We start from the raw sequence: 232 nt of genomic DNA on the forward strand, positions 1-232 counted from the left end.
GCCCCGCTCGGCCGCGTAGTACGGGTGCATCAGCTCGGCCTTGTACTCCTTGACCATCCGTGCCCGCATCGCCTCCGAATCGTCGGCCTCCGCGATCTGGCGGCGGAAGATGACATTGGCGGCACCCTCGGCACCCATCACCGCGATCTCGTTCGTCGGCCAGGCGTAGGTCAGGTCGGCGCCGATGGACTGGGAGTCCATGACGATGTAGGCGCCGCCGTAGGCCTTGCGC

General features: G+C 67.7%; 1 protein-coding gene. It reads right to left on the reverse strand.

Annotation, left to right across the window (positions count from 1 at the left end; all coding sequences use genetic code 11):
* Positions 1-232 (reverse strand): carboxyl transferase domain-containing protein (locus ADK54_RS20500; protein ID WP_324610184.1); only part of this gene is annotated, 232 nt, incomplete at both ends.

The sequence above is a fragment of the Streptomyces sp. WM6378 genome, assembly GCF_001279695.1.
Classification (GTDB): Bacteria; Actinomycetota; Actinomycetes; order Streptomycetales; family Streptomycetaceae; genus Streptomyces.